General features: G+C 45.5%; 3 protein-coding genes. 1 reads left to right on the top strand and 2 read right to left on the bottom strand.

What is annotated here, in order from left to right; translation table 11 throughout:
• Window positions 1-40 precede the first annotated feature (40 nt).
• Together AC1DSE_RS33225 and AC1DSE_RS33220 are read right to left on the bottom strand one after the other, a co-directional pair.
• On the bottom strand, window positions 41-1,078 hold the full coding sequence (locus AC1DSE_RS33225) for a FecCD family ABC transporter permease (protein WP_477512743.1): 1,038 nt from the start codon (window positions 1,076-1,078) through the stop codon (window positions 41-43).
• Between the two features lie 2 nt (window positions 1,079-1,080).
• Entirely contained in the window at window positions 1,081-2,073 is a 993-nt protein-coding gene (locus AC1DSE_RS33220) for an ABC transporter substrate-binding protein (RefSeq protein ID WP_477512717.1), read from the bottom strand.
• Window positions 2,074-2,967: 894 nt separating this feature from the next.
• Here AC1DSE_RS33220 and AC1DSE_RS33215 point away from each other — a divergent pair.
• Window positions 2,968-3,192: hypothetical protein (locus AC1DSE_RS33215; protein WP_477528910.1), on the top strand; the 225-nt coding region annotated here is incomplete at its 3' end.

Here is a 3,192-nt window from a genome sequence, read left to right as displayed (position 1 = left end):
GTCCTCCCTTGCACCGTCTGAACGATGCTGCGCACCTCAATCATAACGCCCCTCCTTGCTTCAGCTTCCGCCGATGCAGCAAATACGCAAAAAATGGCGCACCAAGCAGAGCCGTAACAACGCCAAGCGGTATTTCCTTAGGCGTCAGCGCCATGCGCGCAAGCGTATCAGCCCATAAAATAAATATGCCTCCACCGATAGCCGATAAAGGGGTAATTAATCGATAGTCGGGGCCAACGAGCAAACGAATGAGATGTGGAACCACGAGTCCAACAAAACCAATTACACCAGAAACAGAGACTGCTGCTGCCGTCAGCAAGGTCGAGCTGATTAAGACGATCAGCTTCGTTCTCTCGACACGGATGCCAAGATGCGCTGCATGGCGTTCCCCCAGTACAAATAAATTGAGAGATTGCCCATATGCAAGCAGAAGTGGAAAGCCTACCGCGAGAAAAGGAATAAGCATATATACATGTTCCCAGCTTCTCATCGCAAGCGACCCCATTAACCAGAACAAAATTTGATTCACGACGCCCTCGGAGACGGACACCATGAAGGATACAAAAGCGCCTAAAAAAGACTGGATGATAACCCCAGATAAAATTAGCGTTTCAATATGTATAATACCCTTGTTGCGAGACAACCAAAAAACACCAAGCAGCGTCAAGGTTCCTGTAGCAAAGGCAACTAGCGGTATCGTCCACATGCCAATCGCTGACTGCAAGCCGAATAAGATAATGAACGATGCACCAACTGAGCTCCCCGAAGACACTCCTAGTGTATAGGGATCAGCCAGCGGGTTTCGAAGAACCCCTTGAAAGCCCGTGCCAGCAAGTGCGAGACAAGCACCAACGAGGACAGCAAGCAAAATACGCGATAGACGTACTTGCGTGACGATCGCTATTTCGGCAGGTGTATAAGGAACTGAATTATCAGCAAGCCAAGGCAGCTGATGAAGCAAAATACCCCAAACATCTCGAATGGAAATACCAGCCGAACCAATCGATAAACTTACAACGATAGAAACAGCAAGAAGGAGCATAGCTGCTCCTCCATACCAAACTAATTTATAGGTCATCATTATTTTACGAGATCCGGGTGAATCACTTTCGCAAGCTCCAGCAAACCATCTGCAAGTCTCGGCCCTACACGAACAAGCGGATCCTCTGTTACTGCATGCATTTGCTTATTTTTCACCGCATCAATGACATTCCAGCCAGGACGGCTCTCAATGCCAACAACAATCGGATTCGGCTCCTCCTTCAATGCAGGGTATATAATGAGCTCGGGATTCTGAGTAACAATCGACTCTGCACTCACTTCATACCAGCCTGGAGCAGCTCCAGCAACATTCTCGCCGCCAGCCAGTGCCAGCAATTCGTCAAGGAATGTGCCAGATCCAACGGTCCAGCCTGGGGAAAATTCTAAATACACTTTCTTTTTCACTGCATTCTTAACTGCATCCGAAACTTGTTGCTTCACCGAAAGCATGTGACCTGCAACCTCAGCCGCTTCGGATTGTTTATTCATAATATGACCTAAATTTTCGATTTTGGCAATAACTGCATCATACGTGAGAGGGTCTGTCGCATAGACCGGAATTTTCAGTTCTCTGAGCTTCGTGATTGCCTCTCCATTCATTGAAGAAGACGCCAGCACGAGATCCGGATTGAGAGCTGCAACAGCTTCAATATTCGTCGTCATATCGCCAACCTTTGCCTTGCTTGCCGCCTCCTCAGGATAGTTGCTTGACTCATCTACACCTACCACACGGTCACCTGAGCCGATTGCATAAATAGCTTCGGTTTCACTAGGAGCAAGCGAGACAATTTTAGTTGGCTCTTGCTCAAACGTAATTTCCGTACCTGTATCATCCTTTAAAGTTAGTGGATAAACGGTCGATTCATTCGCCTTGGATGGCTCGTCAGTTGCAGCCTGACCAGCATTATTCGTTGTTTTTCCCGGCTCGTTAACCGTGTCCTTATTGGCACCGCATGCTCCTGTGAATACGAGCATCATCACGAGCAGAAAACCTACTAGCGTTTTCATTGTACTTTTATGTAACCTTTTCATTTTCCTTACTCCTCCTGCGTCATATATCGTATTAAAAATAGCATCCCCGACCTTGAGTCAGAAATGCTAGTATACGCTTTTTCTAATTAGGCTAAGCGAACAGCTTCTCCAACAATATCGGATCATGCAGGAGAAGATATGGTGCATCTATCCCCGTCCATCATCTATAAAATGATCCGTTGTTACTATACAACGTCTTGTTCTATTTGTCTAATGACATCCATGCCATACTCATCCTAATTATCGACGTTCTGCTTCACTCATTTGCCGCATAGGTAACGTAATGGGTCTATTTCTTAGCGCGCGTTTTTTTTACCATGATGAGTGCGTTTAGCCTTGGCCTGAACTGAGCAGCAAGATGTAATTTTCAAGAGTCCGGCTCATATTTGAAGCTAACGGACATAGAATCCTCCGCTATTTGGGCTTACGGCTGCTAAAAACTAACTGGTGGAGCCAAATAAGGGGGCTTCTATGTCCTTTACGGTTGCGTATACAGCCAAAATGAGCGTAATAGCGTATCTGATGTCCGTTAGCTTTTCGCAATAGTCACTTCAAACCTCTAACGGACATACATTACGCTATTTTCAACAATCGGGCTCATATTTGAGTCTAACGGACATAGGTTCCGCTATTTGGACAAGAATGAGCTAAAAACTTACCCGTGGAGACAAATAAGGGCTTCTATGTCCGTTACGGTTGTGGAAACAGCGAAAATGAGCTTAATAGCGTATCTGATGTCCGTTAGCTTTTCGCAATAGTCACTTCAAACCTCAACGGACATACATTACGCTATTTTCAAGAATTGGGCTCATATTTGAGTCTAACGGACATAGGGTCCGCTATTTGGGCAAAAGGTAGCTAATAACTAACTCGTGGAGCCAAATAAGGGCTTCTATGTCCGTTACGATTGCCAAAACAACGAAAATGAGCACAATAGCGTATCTGATGTCCGTTACCTCTCCTTGCGACTTCTCCACCCTTGCTATGCTTTTATTTTTCTTACCGTTCGTTCCGCAAGCAAATAGCAGACAGCAGATAATACATCCGACTCTAACACTCATTCTTTTTATGAATCTAACAAAAGAATATGCAACTCATAAAGGAGGTTCTTTCCTAGAT

Source organism: Paenibacillus sp. 01L418 (assembly GCF_056400045.1).
The sequence above is the reverse complement of the archived record's forward strand: the minus strand, read 5'-3'. Positions and strand labels throughout refer to the sequence as shown.

Coding starts and splice junctions, on each gene's coding strand:
- AC1DSE_RS33220 (WP_477512717.1), bottom strand. CDS start 2,073: ATGAAAAGGTTACATAAAAGTACAATGAAAACGCTAGTAGGTTTTCTG.
- AC1DSE_RS33225 (WP_477512743.1), bottom strand. CDS start 1,078: ATGACCTATAAATTAGTTTGGTATGGAGGAGCAGCTATGCTCCTTCTT.